Raw genomic sequence first — 19031 nt, 5'->3', positions numbered from 1 at the left:
CCGCTCACAGCCCGCCGAAACGGCGGTCCCTCAAACGGAAAGCATCCAGCGCCTGCGCCAGAGCCTGGGCGTCGAAATCGGGCCACAGCATGTCAGTGAAATACAACTCGGCATAGGCCGCCTGCCACAGCATGAAATTGCTCAGGCGCTGCTCGCCCGACGTGCGGATCAGCAGGTCGAGCGGCGGCAGATCAGCCGTGTCGAGCGCCGCATCAATATCGCCCACGCCAATCGCGTCTGCGGCAATCTCGCCCGCCGCGACCCGCTGCGCCATGGCCTGGACCGCACGCACCATCTCATCCTGCGCGCCATAGTTGAGCGCGATCGCGATGATCGGCCCGCTATTGCCCGCCGTGCGCGCCACCGCCTCATCGATCAGCGCGACCAGCGAAGGCTCCAGCGCCTTGTAATTGCCGATGATCCGCAACCGCACGCCATTGGCATGAAATTCGTCCAGATCCGCCTTGATGAAATGGCGCAGCAGCCCCATCAGGTCCGCGACTTCGCTGGCGGGCCGCTTCCAGTTTTCCGACGAGAAAGCGTAGAGCGTCAGGCACTCCAGCCCCATCTCCCGCGCAGCGCGCGACACGCGCCGCACCGCTTCTACCCCGGCACGATGACCGGCGATACGCGGCAGCAGCCGCTTCTTCGCCCAGCGACCATTGCCGTCCATGATGATGGCGACATGGCGCGCGCCATGGGCGGGCGCGGCCTGGGACAGATCGGGCCGGACTTGCGTCGCCATCAGTCGGTGGGGGTTGCGCGGATCATGGGCGGAACATCCCGGCTTACTGGCCGAGAATTTCCTTTTCCTTGGCCGCGAAGGTCGCATCCAGCTCGGCAATCACGCCGTCGGTCAGCTTCTGGACTTCGGCTTCCTTGCGCTTGCGTTCGTCCTCGCTGATTTCGCCCTTCTTCTCGTCGGCCTTCAGGCTGTCCATGCCGTCGCGCCGCACGTTGCGCACCGCGATGCGCGCCGCTTCGGCATATTTGCTCGCCAGCTTGGCCAGTTCCTTGCGGCGTTCCTCGGTCAGGTCGGGGATCGGCAGGCGCAGCGTCTGTCCATCGACGATGGGGTTCAGGCCCAGCCCCGCAGACCGGATCGCCTTGTCCACCGGCCCCACATTGGTCTTGTCCCACACCTGCACCGACAACATGCGCGGTTCGGGCGCGGATACGGTCGCCACCTGATTGAGCGGCATCGACGCGCCATAGACGGTGACGGTCACCGGATCGAGCAGCATCACATTGGCACGCCCGGTGCGCAGGCCCGAAAGATCGCCCTTGAGCGATTCGACCGCGCCAGCCATGCGGCGTTCCAGGTCCGATTTGTCATATTGCGCCATGTGATCAGCTCTCCTGATTTTGTACGATCGTCGCCACGCCCTGCCCGGCCAGCACAGTCGCCAGATTGCCGGTTTCGCGGATGTTGAACACGACGATGGGAATATGATTGTCACGGCACAGCGCAATCGCGCTGGCGTCCATGACCTTGAGATTGTCGTTCAGCACCCGGTCGAAACTGATTTCGTCATATCGGGTGGCGCTGGGCACCTTCTTGGGATCGGCATTATAAACGCCGTCCACGCTGGTGCCCTTGAAGATCGCGTCGCAATTCATTTCGGCCGCGCGCAGGGCGGCGGTCGTGTCGGTGGTGAAGAAGGGATTGCCCGTGCCCGCCGCGAAGATGACGATCCGGCCCTTTTCCATATGCCGCACCGCCTTGCGCCGGATATAGGGTTCGCACACCGACGCCATCGGAATTGCCGACTGGACGCGCGTATCGCATCCCATCTTCTCCAGGGCATTCTGTACCGCCAGCGCGTTCATGACGGTTGCCAGCATGCCCATATAGTCGGCGCTGGTGCGGTCAAAGCCCTTGGCCGCGCCGGCCAGACCACGGAAGATATTGCCGCCGCCCACCACGACGCACAGCTCGAACCCGGCTTCCTTGGCCGCGGCGATCTCGCCTGCGACCCGATCGACGGTTTCGGGGTCTATCCCGAACTGGCCCGATCCCATCAGCACCTCGCCAGACAATTTCAGCAATATGCGCTTGAAGGATGGCCGGGTCATGCGGGGCAAATTCCATCTGGTCGGGGCCCAACTCTGGGCAAGGAAATGGCGCGCACCTTAGCAGTGCGCGCCAGTATGTGAAGCGGGGTTTTGGCGATTCACGCCACCCCCCTTGTCCGTTCGCTGCGCGTCTGTCGAGCGAAGTTTCCCGACCGACGCGCCAAAGCGAACCGACTATGCGTCAGGCAACGCCAGCCGCTGCCGCGACTTCGGCGGCAAAGTCGCTGACTTCCTTCTCGATGCCTTCGCCCAGCTGGAAGCGGACATAGCTCGTCAGGGTGATCGACGCGCCCGCTTCCTTGGCGGCCTTGGCCACCACGTCGGCGATCGGGGTCTTGTTGTCCATCACGAACAGCTGCGACAGAAGCGCATTTTCCTTGGCATATTTGGCCACCGCGCCATCGACCATCTTGGCGATGATCTCGGCGGGCTTGCCCGATTCGGCGGCCTTCTCGGTCGCAATGGCGCGCTCACGCTCCAACTGGACCGGATCGATGTCGGCAGCCGACAGAGCCAGCGGGAAGGCAGCGGCGATGTGCATTGCGATCTGCTTGCCCAGCGTTTCCATCGTGTCGGCAGGCGCGTCGCCTTCCAGCGCGACGAGCACGCCGATCTTGCCCAGGCCCGGTGCGGCGGCGTTGTGAACATAGGGAACGACGACGCCCTGGTTCACCGACACATGCGCGACGCGACGGACATTCTGGTTTTCGCCGATGGTCGCGATGTTGGCGACCAGCTTTTCGGACACGGTGCCACCCGACGGACAGGATGCCGCAAGCAGCGCTTCAGCATCGCTCACGCCGCTTTCCAGCGCGATGGTCGACACGGTGCGGACGAAATCCTGGAACTGCTCGTTCTTGGCAACGAAATCGGTTTCGCTGTTCACTTCGACGGCAACGCCCTTCGTCCCGGCAACGGCGACGCCGACCAGGCCTTCGGCCGCGGTACGGCTCGACTTCTTCTGCGCAGCGGCCAGACCCTTGGCGCGCAGCCAGTCGGTCGCCGCTTCGATGTCGCCGTTGGTTTCGGTCAGCGCCTTCTTGCAATCCATCATGCCGGCGCCCGAACGGTCGCGCAGTTCCTTGACGGTGGCGGCGGTAATATCGGCCATGTTTCGGCTCCTAATATATTTGTGGTTCAAACAAGCGGGTCTTGAACAAGCACTAGGGCGCGTCTCCAAAGAGCGCGCCCTAGCCTTTCAGTCTTACGGTTGTGCGACGCCTTCAGGCTTCGGCGACAACCTCTTCAGCCATCGGCTCGTCCATCGCGCCCAGGTCGACACCCGAAGCCTGCTGCGCACCACGGTTGCCCTTGGTGGCGGCGGCGGCAATGGCCTCGCAATACAGGCGGATGGCGCGGCTGGCGTCGTCGTTCGCGGGAACCGGGAAAGCGATGCCGTCGGGCGAAACGTTGGAATCGAGGATCGCAACGACCGGGATACCCAGCGTATTGGCTTCCTTGATCGCCAGTTCTTCCTTGTTGGCGTCGATCACGAACATGACGTCGGGAATGCCGTTCATGTCACGGATGCCGCCCAGCGACAGTTCCAGCTTCTCGCGCTCGCGAGTCATCTGGAGCACTTCCTTCTTGGTGAAGCCGTGGGTGTCGCCCGACAGCTTTTCCTCAAGGGTCTTGAGACGCTTGATCGAACCCGAAATCGTCTTCCAGTTAGTGAGCATGCCGCCCAGCCAGCGATGGTTGACGAAATGCTGGCCGGACTTGCGCGCAGCGTCAGCGATCGGGTCCTGTGCCTGGCGCTTGGTGCCCACGAACAGCACCTTGCCGCCAGCGGCTACGGTCGACGACACGAAGTCGAGCGCACGGCCGAACAAAGGCACGGTCTGCGACAGGTCGAGAATGTGGATGCCGTTGCGCTCGCCGAAGATGTACGGCTTCATGCGCGGGTTCCAGCGATGCGTCTGGTGGCCGAAATGCGCGCCAGCGTCGATCAATTGGTGCATGGTGACGACAGGTGCCGCCATAAGATATTCTCCTTCCGGTTGTGCCTCTGGGAATCAGGAACCGGGAAGGAGCCTCAAAGACCCCGCCGGCACCGGATATGTCGATTCCCATGTGGAATAGGGCGCGCCTTTAACGGCAGGCGAAACATTGCGCAAGGGGTTGACTTGCCCCAAAGATAGGAACATAACGTGAACAAGCGGAACAAATGGGCCTAACCGCCGTTTGAACCGTCATTGTGGGACAAGCCGTGCAAATGGCAAGATAGAAAGTGATCTCCATGTTCACATTCGTTGCAGTGACCCTGTTTACCCTGGCCTTCATGATGGCCATCGGCACGATCGCGTGGATGCTGCTCCACTATCATGACAAAATGGTGGCGGCCTTGCTGTTCCAGCCCATTCCGCAGGACGCGCCCGTCTATCATGTCCGTATCCGCCGCCCGCGCGTCATCCCCTCCGCGCGCAGCGCCAACCGCGCCCTGCCAAACGGCATGCTCGCCGCTTGACGATATTCAGGCGGGGCCGGGATTGGCCTCGCGCTGGCGGCGGACCTTGGCGTAGGACAGGATGCCAAACGGGATCAGCGCCACATATATGCCGCAGATCAGCAGCAGCGTCAGCCAGGGATCGGTCGCCAGCGAAGCGGCCAGCAATCCGGCCAGGGCAATCGTTTCCAGCCTGATCCGCTTGCGCAACCGCAGGGCCGACCAGCTATAGGTTGCAATGTTGGAAATCATCAGGAAGGCGATGAACGCGGTCCAGGGCGCCACGACATACCAGGCCTGGAAAATCGGTTCCCCCGTCACGAGCCACAGATAGAGCGGCACGAAGGTCAACCCTGCGCCAGCGGGCGCAGGCACGCCGGTCAGGAAGCCTGCCGACTTATGCGGCTGCACATCGACATCGATATTGGCGTTGAACCGCGCCAGCCGCAGGGCACAGGACAGCGCATGAGCGAGCGCGAAGATCCAGCCAAATTTGGGCATCGCATAGAGCGACCATAGATAGAGGATCAGCGAAGGCGCCACGCCGAACGCAATCGAATCGGACAGCGAATCCAGTTCCGCGCCAAAGCGGCTCTCGCCACGCAGCAACCGGGCGATTCGCCCGTCCAGGCCATCCAACACGCCTGCGAACAGGATGGACAGGACCGCCCGCTCCCATTCACCCGATATGCCATACCGCACGCCGGTCAGGCCAAAGCACAGTGCCATTGCCGTCACCGCATTGGGCGCAACCATCCGCAGGGTGATTCCCCGGCGCAACCCCCGTGGCACAGCGCGGCGCTGCCTCACTGTTGGATGCCCGCAATGACGCGGCGGTCGCCGACCTGGCCCAATATGGTCTCGCCCGCGACCGTTCGTTGCCCCAATATCACACGCGGCGCCGTCCCGGCGGGCAGGTAGACATCCACCCGGCTGCCAAAGCGGATCAGGCCGATGCGCTGCCCCGCCGCCACCATGTCACCGGGCTTGACGAACGGCACGATCCGCCGCGCGACCAGACCCGCAATCTGGGTGAAGCCGATACGCAGCCCGTCGTGCCGCTCGACCAATATATGCTGGCGTTCATTGTCCTCGCTCGCCTTGTCCAGGTCCGCGTTCAGGAACTTGCCCGAAATATAGACTACCGACTTGATCGTCCCGCCGATCGGCGTGCGATTGATATGGACGTCGAACACACTCATGAAGATGGACACGCGGATCAACGGCTGATCGCCAAGACCAGCCGCCCCGGCCATCTCGCGCGGCGGCGGGACTTTCTGGATCAGCGTCACCAGACCATCGGCGGGCGCAATGATCGCGCCTTCATCCTGCGGCACCGCCCGCACCGGATCGCGGAAGAAGGCCAGCACCCACATCGTCACGATCAGCATCAGCCAGCCGACCACTTCCCAACCCATCAGAAAGAAAACGCCCGTGATAGCCGCAGCGATCAGGCCGAATTTCACGCCTTCCGGATGAACCTGGGGGAAGCGCCATTTTACATTGCCGCCGGCGGCAATCGTGATCTCGTTATTTTCCATAGCCACCGTCTTTAGGGAGAGACCCTCGCCCTGACAACGACCGATGCCGCGCTATGTATCCTTGCCTGTCCGGAACGTTAGAATCCCCGCCAGAACGGTTGAACATTGGCCGCGCTTTGCCTAGGGCGTTTTGCAAATCCACCCAGAATGAAGAAGGCGAACAGGCGCATGGCGAAGATCAAGGTGAAAAACCCGGTCGTGGAAATTGACGGCGACGAAATGACCAGGATCATCTGGCAATGGATTCGCGAACGCCTGATCCTCCCCTATCTCGACATCGACCTGAAATATTACGACCTGAGCGTCGAAAAGCGCGACGAGACCAATGATCAGATCACGGTCGATGCCGCCAATGCCATCAAGAAATATGGCGTCGGTGTTAAGTGCGCCACCATCACCCCGGACGAACAGCGCGTCGAGGAATTCAACCTCAAGCAGATGTGGAAGTCGCCCAACGGCACCATCCGCAACATCCTGGGCGGCGTCGTGTTCCGCGAACCCATCGTCATCAAGAATGTCCCCCGCCTCGTTCCCGGCTGGACCGACCCGATCGTCATCGGCCGTCACGCCTTTGGCGACCAGTATAAGGCGACCGACTTTCTGGTCCCCAGCGCCGGCAAGCTGACCATGGTGTGGGACGGCGACAATGGCGAAAAGATCGAAAAGGAAGTGTTCAACTTCCCCGCCGCCGGCGTTGCCATGGGCATGTATAATCTCGACCAGTCGATCATCGACTTTGCCAAAGCGAGCATGAACTATGCGCTCGACCGCAAATGGCCGCTCTACCTGTCGACCAAGAACACCATCCTGAAGGCCTATGACGGTCGCTTCAAGGATCTGTTCCAGCAGGTGTTCGACGAAGAATTTGCCGATCGGTTCAAGGCGGCGGGCATCGTGTACGAACATCGCCTGATCGACGACATGGTCGCCTCCGCGCTCAAGTGGAGCGGCAAGTTCGTCTGGGCCTGCAAAAATTATGACGGCGACGTCCAGTCGGACACGGTTGCGCAGGGCTTCGGCTCGCTCGGCCTGATGACCTCCGTGCTCCTCTCGCCCGATGGCAAGACGGTCGAGGCCGAAGCCGCCCACGGCACCGTCACCCGCCACTATCGCCAGCATCAGCAGGGCAAGGCGACCTCGACCAACCCGATCGCGTCGATCTTCGCCTGGACGCAAGGGCTGGCTTTCCGCGGCAAGTTCGACGGCACGCCCGACGTCACCAAATTCGCCGAAACGCTGGAGCGCGTCTGCGTCAAGACTGTCGAGGATGGCGCGATGACCAAGGATCTGGCGCTGCTGATCGGCCCGGAACAGGCGTGGATGACCACGGAACAGTTTTTCGAAACGATCCGCGTCAATCTGGAAGCCGAAATGGCGACATGGAACTGATAGCTGCTTGAGGCTTTCAATTCGCAAACGGAACGAGGCGGCGCCGTGCAACGGAGCCGCCTTTTTCACGACTGGCCAACCGACCGGAAGGAAACCTTTCTCCGTTCGGGACTGACCTTACAGGAGACGCGCAGATGACAACGACAGCCCGCAAACGCCTGGAAGTCCGCACCGCCGTGCCGTCCGACGTGCGCGCCATCCTGCGGCTGATAGCCCGCGTCTATCCGGGCCTGCCCAATTATTCCCCCGCGACAGTCCGGGGCCAGATCAACAATTTCCCCGATGGCTGTTTCGTCGCGCTCTACGACAATAAGGTCGTGGGCTATTGCGCGACCATGCGGGTCAGCAAGTCGATGGCCTTTTCCCCCCATGACTGGGACGAAATCACCGCCAACGGCTTTGGCACCCGCCACAGCGCGGCGGGCGAATGGCTCTATGGCTATGAAATGGCGGTCGATCCCAAACTGCGCGGCCTGCGCATCGGCCAGCGCATCTATGACGAGCGCAAGGAACTGGTCGAACAACTCGACCTGCACGGCATCGTCATCGCCGGTCGCATGCCCGGCTATCTGCGCACCAAGCGCAAGGTGGACGGACCGAAAGATTATCTCGACAAGGTCGTGCAGGGCAAGATCCGCGACCAGGTGGTCAGCTTCCAGCTCAAAAACGGCTTCGAACCGCTCGGCGTCCTCGAAAATTACCTGCCGGAGGACAAGCAGTCGGACGGTCATGCTGCGCATCTGGTATGGCGCAATCCCTATGTCGACCCGGACGAAGCGCCCGAAATGCGCGTCCCGCGCGGCGTCGAAAGCGTCCGCCTCGCCACTTGCCAGCTACAGGCGCGCGCCGTGCAGGATTTTGACGAGTTTATCCGCAACATCGAATATTTCGTCGATGTCGCCGCCGACTACCGCTCGGACTTCATCGTCTTTCCCGAACTCTTCACCCTGCCCCTCCTGTCGTTCGAAACGAAAAAGCTCAACCCGATGGAGGCGATCGACAAACTCACCAACTATACGCCCCGCCTGACCAAGGAATTGGGCCGCATGGCGCTGGAATATAATATCAACATCATCGGCGGTTCCCACCCGACCCGCGCCGATGATGGCGACATCCAGAATATCGCCTATGTCGCGCTGCGCGACGGATCGCTCCACACCCAGGAAAAAATCCACCCGACCCCCAACGAAGCCTTTTGGTGGAATATCAAGGGCGGCGACGCGCTGGACGTGATCCAGACCGACTGCGGGCCGATCGGCGTCCTCATCTGCTACGACAGCGAATTTCCCGAACTCGCCCGCCGCCTGGTGGATCAGGGCGCGCGCATCATCTTCGTCCCCTTCTGCACCGATTCCCGCGCCGGCTATATGCGCGTGCGCTATTGCGCGCAGGCCCGTGCGATCGAAAATCAATGCTATGTCGTCATGTCGGGCAATGTCGGCAACCTGCCCAATGTCGACAATATGGACATCCAATATGCCCAGAGCGCCATCCTGACCCCCTGCGACCTGCCCTTCGCACGGGACGGGATTGCGGCGGAATCATCGGAAAATGTCGAAACCCTGACCATGGCCGACGTCAACCTGGCTGACCTCAGCTGGGCCCGCGCCGAAGGCACCGTCCGCAACCTGCGCGACCGGCGCTTCGATCTCTATCATATCGAATGGGACAACAACCCCGACCACGCCCACGCCCAGAGCGGCGGGCCGGTCCCAGCGGGGGGCCATAATTCGCCGGGGGGTGGGTGAGAAGACACTATAAGGGTGGGTGGCGGCCTGTCCGCTTTCTCAGCATAAAGGAGGCGATTGGACACGAGGAACCAACTCGAAAATGTTCTGGGAATCAAACCCATGGAGGTCGGGCTTTTTGCGATCTCATCCATGAAGAAGGGGTATCGCGAACGCGCAAGCTGGCCGCTTGCTTGGCGGCGCGCGGGCGTAAACGACTGGCCCGCGGTGTCTGCGCTCGGAGACGACCACGATTGGGCGCGAAAGATGGGAATGGGGTTCGTTGCCGAATTCAGCAATGAAGTTTTGTTTTTGATTGATCGGGATTGGTTTGGCTGGCCTGATCCGCCCCGATGGGGACTGGCATCGTTTGATCCGGCCAATGGAAAGTGGAACCTGTGGGGCAACTTTTCAGATTTGCCTTCTGCGTGGACTGTTCCTGCCGCCCTAGATGGACCGGAACGAAACCCTACATAGTCCGGCTGTGGGCCAGATTTATTTGCAATTGATTGACCGGCTTTTGGTCGTTCCCGATCATCCTCCCCTGTAAGGGGAGGTGGATGGCCGTAGGCCAGACGGAGGGGTGTCCCCCTCTCGATAGGGTGACACCCCTCCACCACTTCGTGGTCCCCCTCCCCTTGCAGGGGAGGAATTTGCGGACGCTTCTGGGCAATTTCCACCCCCGCAACCCCGTTCGCCCTGAGCCTGTCGAAGGGTCGCACTTTCTCCGTGCCTCTATACCCGTCGCAAGAAAGACGGGGGCTTCGACAAGCTCAGCCCGAACGGTAGCGGGTGGCACTCCCGATCGTAAACTGACCCGGACCGCATCCCCCGCTCACTCCACCGTAACACTTTTCGCCAAATTCCGTGGCTGATCCACATCCGTCCCCTTGGCCACCGCGACATGATAGGCCAGCAATTGCACCGGCACCGCATAGACCAAAGGCGCGATCAGCGGGTGGACATTGGGCATCTCGATCGTCGCCATGCAGCCCTCGCCTGCCAGTGCGATCCCTTCCGCGTCGGAAATCAGCACCACCTTGCCGCCGCGCGCCTGCACTTCCTGCATATTGCTCACGGTTTTCTCGAACAGCGGGCCTGACGGCGCGATCACGATCACCGGCACCGCTTCGTCTATCAGGGCGATCGGGCCATGCTTCATCTCGCCCGCGGCATAGCCCTCGGCATGGATATAGCTGATTTCCTTGAGCTTGAGCGCTCCTTCCAGCGCCATCGGATAATCCGGCCCGCGCCCCAGATACAGCACGTCACGCGCCGGCGCGATCAGGTGCGCCATCGCCTCTATGTCGCCATCATGGCCCAGCGCCTCGTTCATTGCGGCAGGGGCTTCGGACAGGTGCCAGACGATCTCGGCTTCTTCCGCCGGGGTCAGCAGCCCCTTGGCCCGCGCCAGATTGGCGGCCAGCGCAGCCAGCACCGCCAGCTGGCAGGTAAAGGCCTTTGTCGACGCCACGCCGATTTCCGGCCCGGCATGGGTCGGCAGCAACAGGTCAGCCTCGCGCGCCATCGAACTGGTCGGGACGTTCACCACCACAGCGATGATCTGGTCCGCGGCCCTGGCATGGCGCAGCGCCGCAAGCGTATCGGCCGTCTCGCCCGACTGGCTGATGAACAGCGCCAGGCCACCGGGCTCCAGCACCGGGTCGCGATAGCGGAACTCGCTCGCCACATCGATGTCGACCGGCACACGCGCGAATTTCTCGAACCAATATTTGGCGACCATCCCGGCATAGAAGCTGGTGCCGCAGGCGACGATGGTGATCCGCTTCACCGCCCCCAGGTCGAAATCCATGTCCGGCATGGCGACCTCATTCTCCATCCGGCGCAGATAGGCCCGCAGCGTCTGGGCGACGACGACCGGCTGCTCGTAAATCTCCTTCTGCATGAAGTGGCGATGATTGCCCTTGTCGATCATCGCCCCCGACACGCCGGAGACCGTCACGGCCCGCTCGACCGGCACATTATCCTTGTCGAAAATCTCGGCGCCATTTTTCGTGATGACGACCCAGTCGCCCTCTTCCAGATAGGCGATCTTCTGCGTCAGCGGCGCCAGCGCCAAGGCATCCGACCCTAGATAGGTCTCACCATCGCCATAGCCCACCACCAGAGGCGACCCCAGCCGCGCGCCGATCAGCATGTCGGGGTGGCTGCGGAACAGGATCGCCAGCGCGAACGCCCCGTGCAGGCGCGGCAGCACTTGGCGCACGGCTTCCTTGGGCGACGCGCCCTGCTCCACCAGTTCGCTCACCAGATGGGCCACCACCTCGGTATCGGTCTGGCTGTCGAAAATGCGCCCCCGCGCCATCAGTTCGGCGCGCAACGGCTTGAAATTCTCGATGATGCCATTGTGGACCAGCGCCACCTCGCGCGTCGCATGGGGGTGCGCGTTGCTGGTCGTCGGCGCGCCATGCGTGGCCCATCGTGTATGCGCGATGCCGGTCGTGCCGGGCAGCGGCTCGTCGCGCAACTCGGTCACCAGATTGGCGAGCTTCCCCTCCGCCCGCCGCCGCTCGATCGCCCCGTCATGGACGGTTGCGACCCCCGCGCTGTCATAGCCGCGATATTCCAGCCGCTTTAGCCCATCGACCAGCCGCTCCGCCACGTCGCTGTTGCTGATGATGCCAATGATGCCGCACATGAGCCGGGGGAGCCTTTCAGAGTTGATAAGGGACGCGGATGCCCGGCGTCTGTGCCGGATAATCGTTAGTATTGCGTGTCACGGCAATGGCCACTCCCGTCAAGGTGGGGGGCGTTCACTTTAATATGTTCAGTTCGGTGTCGGCTTTATCGTAATCAACCAGATGTCGGGAGGCGCGAGCAACCGGAACGGCAATCCGCTGGTGCCGATCCCGGCCGCGACGATCATCGTCTTGGCCCCATCGCGATACAGGCCGCAGCCATAGCGCGTCCCATATTTCGACGGCACATAGACGATCCCGGCAAAGGGCAAAGCCACCTGCCCGCAATGGGTGTGCCCCACCAGTGTCAGAGACGGCGTGTTCGGCAGAGCGGGAAACACATCCGGCCCGTGCGACAGGATCAGCCGCGCGCCACCCATTCGCGCCATCGCTGTCATCGTATCGGGCAGGTCGGGCTTTCGCGTATAAATATCCTTCAACCCGCCAATCACCAGCGGCCCGCGCCGCACCACGCCATCCTGTAACAGGGTGATGCCGATCCGCGAGAAAGCCACCGCCCAGTCCCGACTGCTCAACGCAACACGGTTCAATGCGCTGCGGCTGTCATGATTGCCCAGCACCGCTACCACGCCCAGCGGCGCGCGCAGCCCGGCGAGCGGCGCAATGCTTGCCCGCGCATCATAGGTCGCCCCGCCCTTGTCATCGCCAATATAGTCGCCGCCCAGCAGGATAAGGTCCGGGCGCAGCGCGTTGATCTGCGCCACGATCCGCGCCATCCGCGCCGGGCTGTTGTCCGGCCCGGACATATGCGTATCGGTCAGCAGCGCGACGGTAACAGGATCGTGCGCCGCGTCGGCCGGGAAAGGCAGCGCGATCTCGGCCAGCCGAACCTGTGGCATGGCGCTGGCGTTCAGGATCAGCCAGCCAGCCCCTGCCAGAATCAGGATCAGCGTACAGACCAGTCCCACCAACAAGGGATGCCGCTGGACCAGCTTCATCCCACAACGTGCTCCCGCGCAGGCGGGAGCCCAGTCCCACGCTCCGATCTAGGCTCCCGCCTGCGCGGGAGCACGCAGCCTTTTCTCACTTCGCCGCCTTCTTTGCCATCATCCGCGCACGAAACCGCTTGGCCCAGCCCGGCTTTGCCTCCTGCGCGGGCCGGACCAGACACAGCGCGTCGGCCTCCACATTCCGCGTCACCACGCTTCCCGCCGCCACGATCGCGCCATCGCCGATCGTCACCGGCGCGACCAGCGCGCTGTTCGACCCGACAAAGGCGCCCGCGCCAATCTCGGTCTTATATTTGAAGAACCCATCATAATTGCAGGTGATCGTGCCCGCGCCGATATTGGCCCCCGCACCCACGCTGGCATCGCCAATGTAGGACAGATGGTTGACCTTGGCCCCTTCGCCCAGCACCGCCTTCTTGATCTCGACGAAATTGCCGACCTTGGCCTTGACGCCGATCTGCGCACCGGGCCGCAGCCGTGCATAGGGGCCGACAGCCGCGCCGCTTTCAATGCTGGCCCCTTCCAGATGGGAAAAAGCGTGGATGACCACCCCGTCCGCTACCCGCACGCCCGGCCCGAACACCACGTTCGGTTCCACCACCACATCGCGGCCCAATATCGTGTCATGGGCGAAGAACACTGTCTCCGGCGCCACCAGCGTCGCTCCTTCGCGCATCGCCTCTACCCGGCGGCGCGCCTGCCACATTGCCTCCACGCCCGCCAGTTCGACCCGGCTGTTGACGCCCGCCACTTCCCACGCGTCCGTCTCGATCACCGCACTGGGCGCACCGGGCAGCATGATGATGTCGGGCAGATAATATTCGCCAGCGGCATTATCGTTACCGATCTGGTCCAGCAGGACGAACAGATCGGTCGATCGCACCGCCATCAGCCCGCTATTGCACAAAGTGACTGCCCGTTCGGCCTCACTGGCGTCCTTATATTCCACCATCTTCCCAATGATGCCCTGCCCATCGGCAATGATCCGGCCATATGCGGCAGCGTCATCGGGTCGGAACCCCAGCACGACCGCCCGCGGATCGTCCCCCCGGTTCAACCGATCGAGCATCGCCCGCATCGTCGCCCCGCTCACCAATGGCACGTCGCCATAGAGGATCAACACATCGCCCGCGAATCCCGCCAGCGCATCATGCGCCTGTGCAACGGCATGGCCGGTGCCAAGCTGCTGGTCCTGCACCGCGATCACCGCGCCGGTGCCCGCCACCGCCGCCTCGACCTGTTCCCGCCCAGCGCCGACCACCACGACCTGGCGCTCCGGCTCCAGCGTCGCGACGCTCGCCAGCAGGTGCAGCAGCATCGGGCGTCCCGCAACCGGGTGCAACACCTTGTGCAACGACGATTTCATGCGTGTGCCCTGACCGGCGGCAAGGATGATGACGGCCAATGGGCGGGCGACTGGACGGCTGGCGGTCACGATATCTGTGTACCTCGAAAATGGGTCTGTGGCCTTCGGCTCTGCCATGTTTGGCTTGCCTTTGCCACCGCGCTCGCGGCATGGCGCGGCCATGGCAAACATAAATTTCGATATTGTTGGTTTCGACCTGGACGGCACGTTGATCGACACGAGCGGCGACCTTGCCGCCGCCGTCAACCACGCCATCGCGACGATCGATCGGCCGCCTTTCCCGGTGGAGGCCATCCGCCCCTTTGTCGGCAAGGGCGCGAAGGTCATGCTCGAACGCGCGCTGGATGCGTCGGGCGGCTATGATGACGCGACGCTCGCGCGGCTGCTGCCCGTCCTGCTCGACTATTATCAGGATAATCTCAGCGCCCGTTCCATCCCCTATCCCGGCCTGATCGCCGCGATGGACGCGCTGGCCGCGGCAGGCGTCAAGCTGGCCATCTGCACCAACAAGGCAGAGCGCTTCACCATCCCGTTGATCGATCAGCTTGGCCTGACGCCCCGTTTCGCCAGCATCGTGGGCGGCGACACGGTGGGCGTCGCCAAGCCCGATCCCGCCCCCATCCGCGCCATGATCGAGCGCGCGGGCGGCGGCCGGACAATCTTCATCGGCGACACGATCAACGACATAGCGGGCGCGCGCAATGCGGGCATCCCCAGCGTCGCGGTCAGCTTCGGTTTCCTCGACGGCCCGGTCGAGAATCTGGAGGCCGACGCCGTCATCGACCATTTCGACGATCTCGTCCCGCTCCTGCAAAGCTGGCCCACATGAGCTTGCGGCTGGAGCGGGACGGGGCCATCGCCCGCCTGCTGATCGACCGTCCGGCGCGTCGCAACGCCATGACACAGGCGATGTGGGAAGAACTGCCCGTGCTGGTGGCGCAGGCGATGGCCGACGACGCCGTCCGCGTCCTGATCCTCAGCTCCGCCACGCCCGGCATCTTCTGCGCCGGGGCGGACATCGGCGAATTTGCCCGGCACAGCAGCGACGAAGCCTGGCGCATAGCCAATCAGGCCGCGATCCGCGCCAGCCAATATGCGCTCGCCCATGCGCCAAAGCCGGTGATCGCGGCCATTGATGGCGATTGTGTCGGCGGCGGTTGCGGCCTCGCCATCGCCTGCGACTTGCGCATCGCCTCCCCCACCGCTCGGCTGGGCATCACGCCTGCGAAACTCGGCATCGTCTATTCGCTGTTCGACACCAAATTGCTGGTCGATCTGGTGGGTCCGGCGCGTGCCAGACGCATCCTTTTCGCCGGCGCGCTGCACGGCGCGAACGATGCCCTCGCCATCGGCATGATCGACGAGATCGCCGACGATCCCTTCGCCGCCGCGACGGCTTTGGCCCGCACCATCGCCGCCAATGCGCAGCACAGCGTGCGCGCGTCCAAGGCGATTATCCGTCGCATATTGGACGGTCAGTCCGATGATGACGAGGTGACGCTGGCGATGTTCCGCGACGCCTTCACCCTGCCCGATTTTGCCGAGGGCGTGGCTGCGTTTCAGGCGAAGAAGCGACCTGATTTTTAGAGTCGGATGACTTCACCTTGACCCGTTCGTTTCGAGCGAAGTCGAGAAACCGTGGTGCTACGTTTCTCGACTTCGCTCGAAATGAATGGAGGTTTTATCAGGATCTGCTTCCATCCCGGTCGTGAAAAAGGCCTCCGCAATGCGAAGGCCCTCTTCCTTTTTGCCGACTGACGGCAGCAATCACATATGGATCGGCTTGCCGGTCACCGCCATCGCCGCTTCCTTGATCGCCTCGCTATGCGTCGGATGGGCGTGGCAGGTATAGGCGATATCCTCGCTCGATGCGCCAAATTCCATCGCCTGCACGACCTGCGCGATCATGGTGCCTGCCGGTACTGCGATGATCCACACGCCCAGCACCTTGTCGGTCTCAGCGTCGGCAATGACCTTTACGAAGCCGTCCGGCTCATGATTGGTCTTGGCGCGGCTGTTGGCCATCATCGGGAATTTGCCGACCTTGATCGGTCCCTTTTCCTTGGCCTGTTCCTCGGTCAAGCCGACGCCTGCAATTTCAGGCTTGGTGTACACGACACCGGGGATCAGGTCATGGTTCACAATGCCGGTCAGGCCCGCGATATTCTCGGCAACGGCAATGCCCTCATCCTCGGCCTTGTGGGCCAGCATCGGGCCGGGGATCACGTCGCCGATCGCCCAGACGCCGGGCACCTTGGTGGCGAATTCATGATCGGTTTCGATCTGGCCGCGCTTGTTGAGTTCCAGCCCGATCTTGTCGAGGCCCAATCCATCCGTATTGGGGCGACGGCCGATCGACACCAGAACCACGTCCGCCTCGATCGTTTCGGCCGCGCCGCCCGCAGCAGGCTCGACGGTCAGGGTCACGCCCTTCTTGCCCGCCTTCGCGCCGGTCACCTTGGTGCCGAGCCGATATTCAAAGCCCTGCTTCTTGAAGATCTTGTTGGCTTCCTTGCGGATTTCGCCATCCATGCCGGGCAGGATCTGGTCGAGATATTCCACGACCGTGACCTTGGACCCCAGCCGACGCCACACGCTGCCCAGTTCCAGGCCGATGACGCCGCCGCCGACAACGACCAGATGCCCCGGCACCTTGTCCAGTTCCAGCGCACCGGTCGAATCGACGATCTGGCCGCCGGCATTGTCCACCTCGACACCCGGAAGCGGCATGACGGACGATCCGGTGGCGATGACGATATTCTTCGCCGTCACCGTTTCGCCGCCGACTGCAACCGTGTTTGCGCCGGTGAAGCTCGCCAGCCCCTTGAGCCAGGTCACCTTGTTCTTCTTGAACAGAAATTCGATGCCGCCGGTCAGACCCTTGACCGCGTCGACCCGCTGCCCCTGCATGGTCGACAGGTCGAGGCTCATCTTGTCGATCTTGACGCCCAGCTTGGCGAGCGTGCCGTTGGCCGCTTCGTCATAGAGTTCCGACGCATGAAGCAATGCCTTGGACGGGATGCAGCCCACGTTAAGGCAGGTGCCGCCCAGCGTCTCACGGCTTTCCGCGCACGCGACCTTCAGGCCCAGCTGCGCCGCCCGGATCGCGGCCACATAGCCGCCGGGGCCAGCACCGATCACCAGAACGTCATAATCATACTCGGCCATCGTTCTTCTTCCTCATAGTGTTCCTGCGAACGCAGGAACCCAGGGCGTCGTCAGAACAGCGTCTCGAACAAATCCCGCCACTGCGGATTTTCCCGTTCGATCAACTCGATCTTCCAGGCGCGCTTCCATTTCTTCATCTGCAGTTCGCGAAGCCTCGCTTCCTGCAAATCATCATATGACTCAAACCACACCAACATGGTGCAGCCATGTCGCTTCGTAAAGCCTTCAACCAAAGCGTTTTGATGCTGATATGCCCGGCCAGCCAGATCGCTTGTAACACCCAGATAGAGGGTGCCATTGCGTCGGCTGGCCATCAGATAGACATATCCCGCTTTCGTTACATTTCTCCGCCCTGGGCTCCTGCGTTCGCAGGAGCACGTGGGAAATAAGCCTTACAGGTCGATCAGCAGACGGGTCGGATCTTCGATCGCATTCTTCACCGCGACCAGGAAGGTCACCGCCTCGCGACCGTCGATCAGACGATGGTCATAAGACAGCGCCAGATACATCATCGGACGCACCACGACCTGACCATCGCGCACCACTGGACGATCCTCGATGCGGTGGAGGCCAAGCACTGCCGACTGGGGCGGGTTGATGATCGGGGTGGACATCAGGCTGCCGAACACGCCGCCATTGGAGATGGTGAAGGTGCCGCCCTTCATATCTTCCATGGTCAGCTTGCCTTCCTTCGCCTTGCGGCCAAAGTCGCCAATCGTCTTTTCGATCGTGGCCACGCTCATGCTTTCCGCGTTGCGGATGACCGGAACGACCAGACCGGTCGGCGCCGACACCGCGACCGAAATGTCGCAGAAATCGTTATAGACGATCTCGTCGCCCTCGATCTGGGCGTTGACGCCCGGAATGTCCTTCAGCGCCATGCAGACGGCCTTGGTGAAGAAGCCCATGAAGCCCAGACGGACGCCATGCTTCTTTTCGAACAGGTCCTTATATTTGGCCCGCGCCTCGATCACCGCGCTCATGTCGACATCGTTGAAGGTGGTCAGCAGCGCGGCATTATTCTGCGCTTCCTTCAGGCGCTTGGCGACCGTCTGGCGCAGGCGGGTCATCTTGACCCGTTCCTGCGCGCGACCGGGACCGGACGCCGGTGCCGCTGCCGCAGGGGCCGAATCCGCCGCCGTCGCGGCAGCCGCCTTCGCCGTGCCAGCCGCTACGGCCGCCGTCACATCGTCCTTGGTCAGGCGGCCATCCTTGCCGGTGCCCTTGATCTTGCTGGGGTCCAGCCCATGCTCCAGCACCAGACGGCGCACGGCGGGCGACAGGGTCAGATTGCCGCCCTCCTCATCGTCCGATGCAGCAGGCGCAGGGGCCGAAGCGGCCGGTGCAGGCGCGGCGGCCTCCGCCTTGGCGGCGGGTGCAGCGGCAGGCGCGGCAGCTGCGGCTGCGCCTTCGTTGATCAGCGCCAGCAGTGCGCCGACATTCACCGTATCGCCTTCCTTGGCGACGATGTCGCCCAGCGTGCCTGCGACCGGCGCGGGCACGTCGACCGCCACCTTGTCGGTTTCCAGGCTGACGATAGGCTCGTCGAGCGCGACGGCTTCACCGGGCTTTTTGAGCCACTGGCCCACGGTTGCTTCGGTAACGGATTCGCCCAGGGTAGGGACTTTGACTTCGGTGGCCATGAGCT

19 protein-coding genes are annotated in these 19031 nt (G+C 62.8%); 6 read left to right on the top strand and 13 right to left on the bottom strand.

Annotated features, from left to right (window positions below; translation table 11 throughout):
* Positions 1-4: 4 nt before the first annotated feature.
* From SX1_RS01945 to rpsB, 5 genes are all read right to left on the bottom strand, one after another.
* Complete coding sequence (locus tag SX1_RS01945; protein WP_019051688.1) at positions 5-745, bottom strand: isoprenyl transferase; 741 nt, start codon at positions 743-745, stop codon at positions 5-7.
* Between the two features lie 43 nt (positions 746-788).
* On the bottom strand, positions 789-1346 hold the full coding sequence (gene frr / locus SX1_RS01940) for a ribosome recycling factor (protein WP_017182795.1): 558 nt from the start codon (positions 1344-1346) through the stop codon (positions 789-791).
* 4 nt (positions 1347-1350) lie between these two features.
* The gene (gene pyrH, locus SX1_RS01935) at positions 1351-2076 is read right to left on the bottom strand and encodes a UMP kinase (protein WP_017182794.1); all 726 of its coding nucleotides are present in this window, start codon (positions 2074-2076) and stop codon (positions 1351-1353) included.
* A gap of 181 nt (positions 2077-2257) precedes the next feature.
* Positions 2258-3187 (bottom strand): translation elongation factor Ts, encoded by a 930-nt coding sequence (gene tsf / locus SX1_RS01930; protein ID WP_019051687.1) that lies wholly within the window; start codon positions 3185-3187, stop codon positions 2258-2260.
* Positions 3188-3299: 112 nt separating this feature from the next.
* Positions 3300-4058, bottom strand: a complete 759-nt coding sequence (gene rpsB / locus SX1_RS01925; protein ID WP_017182792.1) for a 30S ribosomal protein S2 — start codon at positions 4056-4058, stop codon at positions 3300-3302.
* Positions 4059-4315: 257 nt separating this feature from the next.
* On the opposite strand from rpsB, the gene SX1_RS01920 reads away from it, so the two are divergent.
* Positions 4316-4543: a hypothetical protein gene (locus tag SX1_RS01920; protein ID WP_017182791.1), complete on the top strand. Its 228-nt coding sequence runs from the start codon at positions 4316-4318 to the stop codon at positions 4541-4543.
* A 6-nt stretch (positions 4544-4549) separates the two neighbouring features.
* Here the strand turns inward: SX1_RS01920 and SX1_RS01915 are convergent, their stop codons facing one another.
* Together SX1_RS01915 and SX1_RS01910 are read right to left on the bottom strand one after the other, a co-directional pair.
* Positions 4550-5278, bottom strand: coding sequence for a CDP-alcohol phosphatidyltransferase family protein (locus SX1_RS01915; RefSeq protein ID WP_019051686.1), 729 nt, complete (start codon positions 5276-5278; stop codon positions 4550-4552).
* A gap of 50 nt (positions 5279-5328) precedes the next feature.
* Entirely contained in the window at positions 5329-6063 is a 735-nt protein-coding gene (locus tag SX1_RS01910) for a phosphatidylserine decarboxylase (protein ID WP_017182789.1), read from the bottom strand.
* 168 nt (positions 6064-6231) lie between these two features.
* Here SX1_RS01910 and SX1_RS01905 point away from each other — a divergent pair, with 168 nt between their 5' ends.
* The 3 genes from SX1_RS01905 (at position 6232) to SX1_RS24130 (ending at position 9656) form a co-directional block, all read left to right on the top strand.
* Positions 6232-7452, top strand: a complete 1221-nt coding sequence (locus SX1_RS01905) for an NADP-dependent isocitrate dehydrogenase (protein ID WP_026149410.1) — start codon at positions 6232-6234, stop codon at positions 7450-7452.
* A 134-nt stretch (positions 7453-7586) separates the two neighbouring features.
* Positions 7587-9200: a bifunctional GNAT family N-acetyltransferase/carbon-nitrogen hydrolase family protein gene (locus tag SX1_RS01900; protein ID WP_017182787.1), complete on the top strand. Its 1614-nt coding sequence runs from the start codon at positions 7587-7589 to the stop codon at positions 9198-9200.
* A gap of 57 nt (positions 9201-9257) precedes the next feature.
* A complete protein-coding gene (locus SX1_RS24130) occupies positions 9258-9656 on the top strand; it encodes a hypothetical protein (RefSeq protein WP_026149409.1) in 399 nt (132 codons plus the stop codon).
* Between the two features lie 358 nt (positions 9657-10014).
* On the opposite strand, the gene glmS is transcribed toward SX1_RS24130, so the two are convergent.
* The 3 genes from glmS to glmU all read right to left on the bottom strand — a co-directional run bounded on the left by glmS (position 10015) and on the right by glmU (position 14215).
* Entirely contained in the window at positions 10015-11838 is a 1824-nt protein-coding gene (gene glmS, locus SX1_RS01890) for a glutamine--fructose-6-phosphate transaminase (isomerizing) (RefSeq protein ID WP_019051684.1), read from the bottom strand.
* 129 nt (positions 11839-11967) lie between these two features.
* Positions 11968-12837 (bottom strand): metallophosphoesterase, encoded by an 870-nt coding sequence (locus SX1_RS01885; RefSeq protein WP_019051683.1) that lies wholly within the window; start codon positions 12835-12837, stop codon positions 11968-11970.
* 85 nt (positions 12838-12922) lie between these two features.
* Positions 12923-14215, bottom strand: a complete 1293-nt coding sequence (gene glmU, locus SX1_RS01880; RefSeq protein WP_019051682.1) for a bifunctional UDP-N-acetylglucosamine diphosphorylase/glucosamine-1-phosphate N-acetyltransferase GlmU — start codon at positions 14213-14215, stop codon at positions 12923-12925.
* 160 nt (positions 14216-14375) lie between these two features.
* Here glmU and gph point away from each other — a divergent pair, with 160 nt between their 5' ends.
* Entirely contained in the window at positions 14376-15044 is a 669-nt protein-coding gene (gph, locus tag SX1_RS01875) for a phosphoglycolate phosphatase (protein WP_026149408.1), read from the top strand.
* On the top strand, positions 15041-15802 hold the full coding sequence (locus tag SX1_RS01870) for an enoyl-CoA hydratase/isomerase family protein (RefSeq protein ID WP_019051680.1): 762 nt from the start codon (positions 15041-15043) through the stop codon (positions 15800-15802). Before gph ends, SX1_RS01870 begins: the two co-directional genes overlap by 4 nt.
* A gap of 180 nt (positions 15803-15982) precedes the next feature.
* Here SX1_RS01870 and lpdA read toward each other — a convergent pair whose 3' ends face one another.
* The 3 genes from lpdA to odhB form a co-directional block, all read right to left on the bottom strand.
* Positions 15983-17383 carry a dihydrolipoyl dehydrogenase gene (gene lpdA / locus SX1_RS01865; RefSeq protein ID WP_019051679.1) on the bottom strand — a complete coding sequence of 467 codons (1401 nt, stop codon included), beginning with the start codon at positions 17381-17383 and terminating at the stop codon, positions 15983-15985.
* Positions 17384-17433: 50 nt separating this feature from the next.
* Positions 17434-17697 (bottom strand): GIY-YIG nuclease family protein, encoded by a 264-nt coding sequence (locus SX1_RS01860; RefSeq protein ID WP_019051678.1) that lies wholly within the window; start codon positions 17695-17697, stop codon positions 17434-17436.
* Between the two features lie 78 nt (positions 17698-17775).
* Complete coding sequence (gene odhB, locus SX1_RS01855; protein ID WP_019051677.1) at positions 17776-19026, bottom strand: 2-oxoglutarate dehydrogenase complex dihydrolipoyllysine-residue succinyltransferase; 1251 nt, start codon at positions 19024-19026, stop codon at positions 17776-17778.
* Between the last annotated feature and the right edge of the window lie 5 nt (positions 19027-19031).

Origin of the sequence: Sphingobium xenophagum NBRC 107872, assembly GCF_000367345.1 — a bacterium.
GTDB classification, from domain to species: Bacteria; Pseudomonadota; Alphaproteobacteria; order Sphingomonadales; family Sphingomonadaceae; genus Sphingobium; species Sphingobium xenophagum.
Note: the sequence above shows the minus strand (reverse complement) of the source record. Positions and strands in the feature narration are given on the sequence as shown.

Bases quoted from the DNA above. Each gene is read 5' to 3' on its own strand.
- odhB (WP_019051677.1), bottom strand. From the start codon at position 19,026: ATGGCCACCGAAGTCAAAGTCCCTACCCTGGGCGAATCCGTTACCGAA.
- SX1_RS01885 (WP_019051683.1), bottom strand. From the start codon at position 12,837: ATGAAGCTGGTCCAGCGGCATCCCTTGTTGGTGGGACTGGTCTGTACG.
- SX1_RS01900 (WP_017182787.1), top strand. From the start codon at position 7,587: ATGACAACGACAGCCCGCAAACGCCTGGAAGTCCGCACCGCCGTGCCG.
- glmU (WP_019051682.1), bottom strand. From the start codon at position 14,215: ATGAAATCGTCGTTGCACAAGGTGTTGCACCCGGTTGCGGGACGCCCG.
- SX1_RS01945 (WP_019051688.1), bottom strand. From the start codon at position 745: ATGGCGACGCAAGTCCGGCCCGATCTGTCCCAGGCCGCGCCCGCCCAT.
- SX1_RS01910 (WP_017182789.1), bottom strand. From the start codon at position 6,063: ATGGAAAATAACGAGATCACGATTGCCGCCGGCGGCAATGTAAAATGG.
- glmS (WP_019051684.1), bottom strand. From the start codon at position 11,838: ATGTGCGGCATCATTGGCATCATCAGCAACAGCGACGTGGCGGAGCGG.
- gph (WP_026149408.1), top strand. From the start codon at position 14,376: ATGGCAAACATAAATTTCGATATTGTTGGTTTCGACCTGGACGGCACG.
- SX1_RS01915 (WP_019051686.1), bottom strand. From the start codon at position 5,278: ATGGTTGCGCCCAATGCGGTGACGGCAATGGCACTGTGCTTTGGCCTG.
- SX1_RS01920 (WP_017182791.1), top strand. From the start codon at position 4,316: ATGTTCACATTCGTTGCAGTGACCCTGTTTACCCTGGCCTTCATGATG.
- SX1_RS01905 (WP_026149410.1), top strand. From the start codon at position 6,232: ATGGCGAAGATCAAGGTGAAAAACCCGGTCGTGGAAATTGACGGCGAC.
- tsf (WP_019051687.1), bottom strand. From the start codon at position 3,187: ATGGCCGATATTACCGCCGCCACCGTCAAGGAACTGCGCGACCGTTCG.
- frr (WP_017182795.1), bottom strand. From the start codon at position 1,346: ATGGCGCAATATGACAAATCGGACCTGGAACGCCGCATGGCTGGCGCG.
- SX1_RS01870 (WP_019051680.1), top strand. From the start codon at position 15,041: ATGAGCTTGCGGCTGGAGCGGGACGGGGCCATCGCCCGCCTGCTGATC.
- SX1_RS01860 (WP_019051678.1), bottom strand. From the start codon at position 17,697: ATGGCCAGCCGACGCAATGGCACCCTCTATCTGGGTGTTACAAGCGAT.
- pyrH (WP_017182794.1), bottom strand. From the start codon at position 2,076: ATGACCCGGCCATCCTTCAAGCGCATATTGCTGAAATTGTCTGGCGAG.
- lpdA (WP_019051679.1), bottom strand. From the start codon at position 17,383: ATGGCCGAGTATGATTATGACGTTCTGGTGATCGGTGCTGGCCCCGGC.
- rpsB (WP_017182792.1), bottom strand. From the start codon at position 4,058: ATGGCGGCACCTGTCGTCACCATGCACCAATTGATCGACGCTGGCGCG.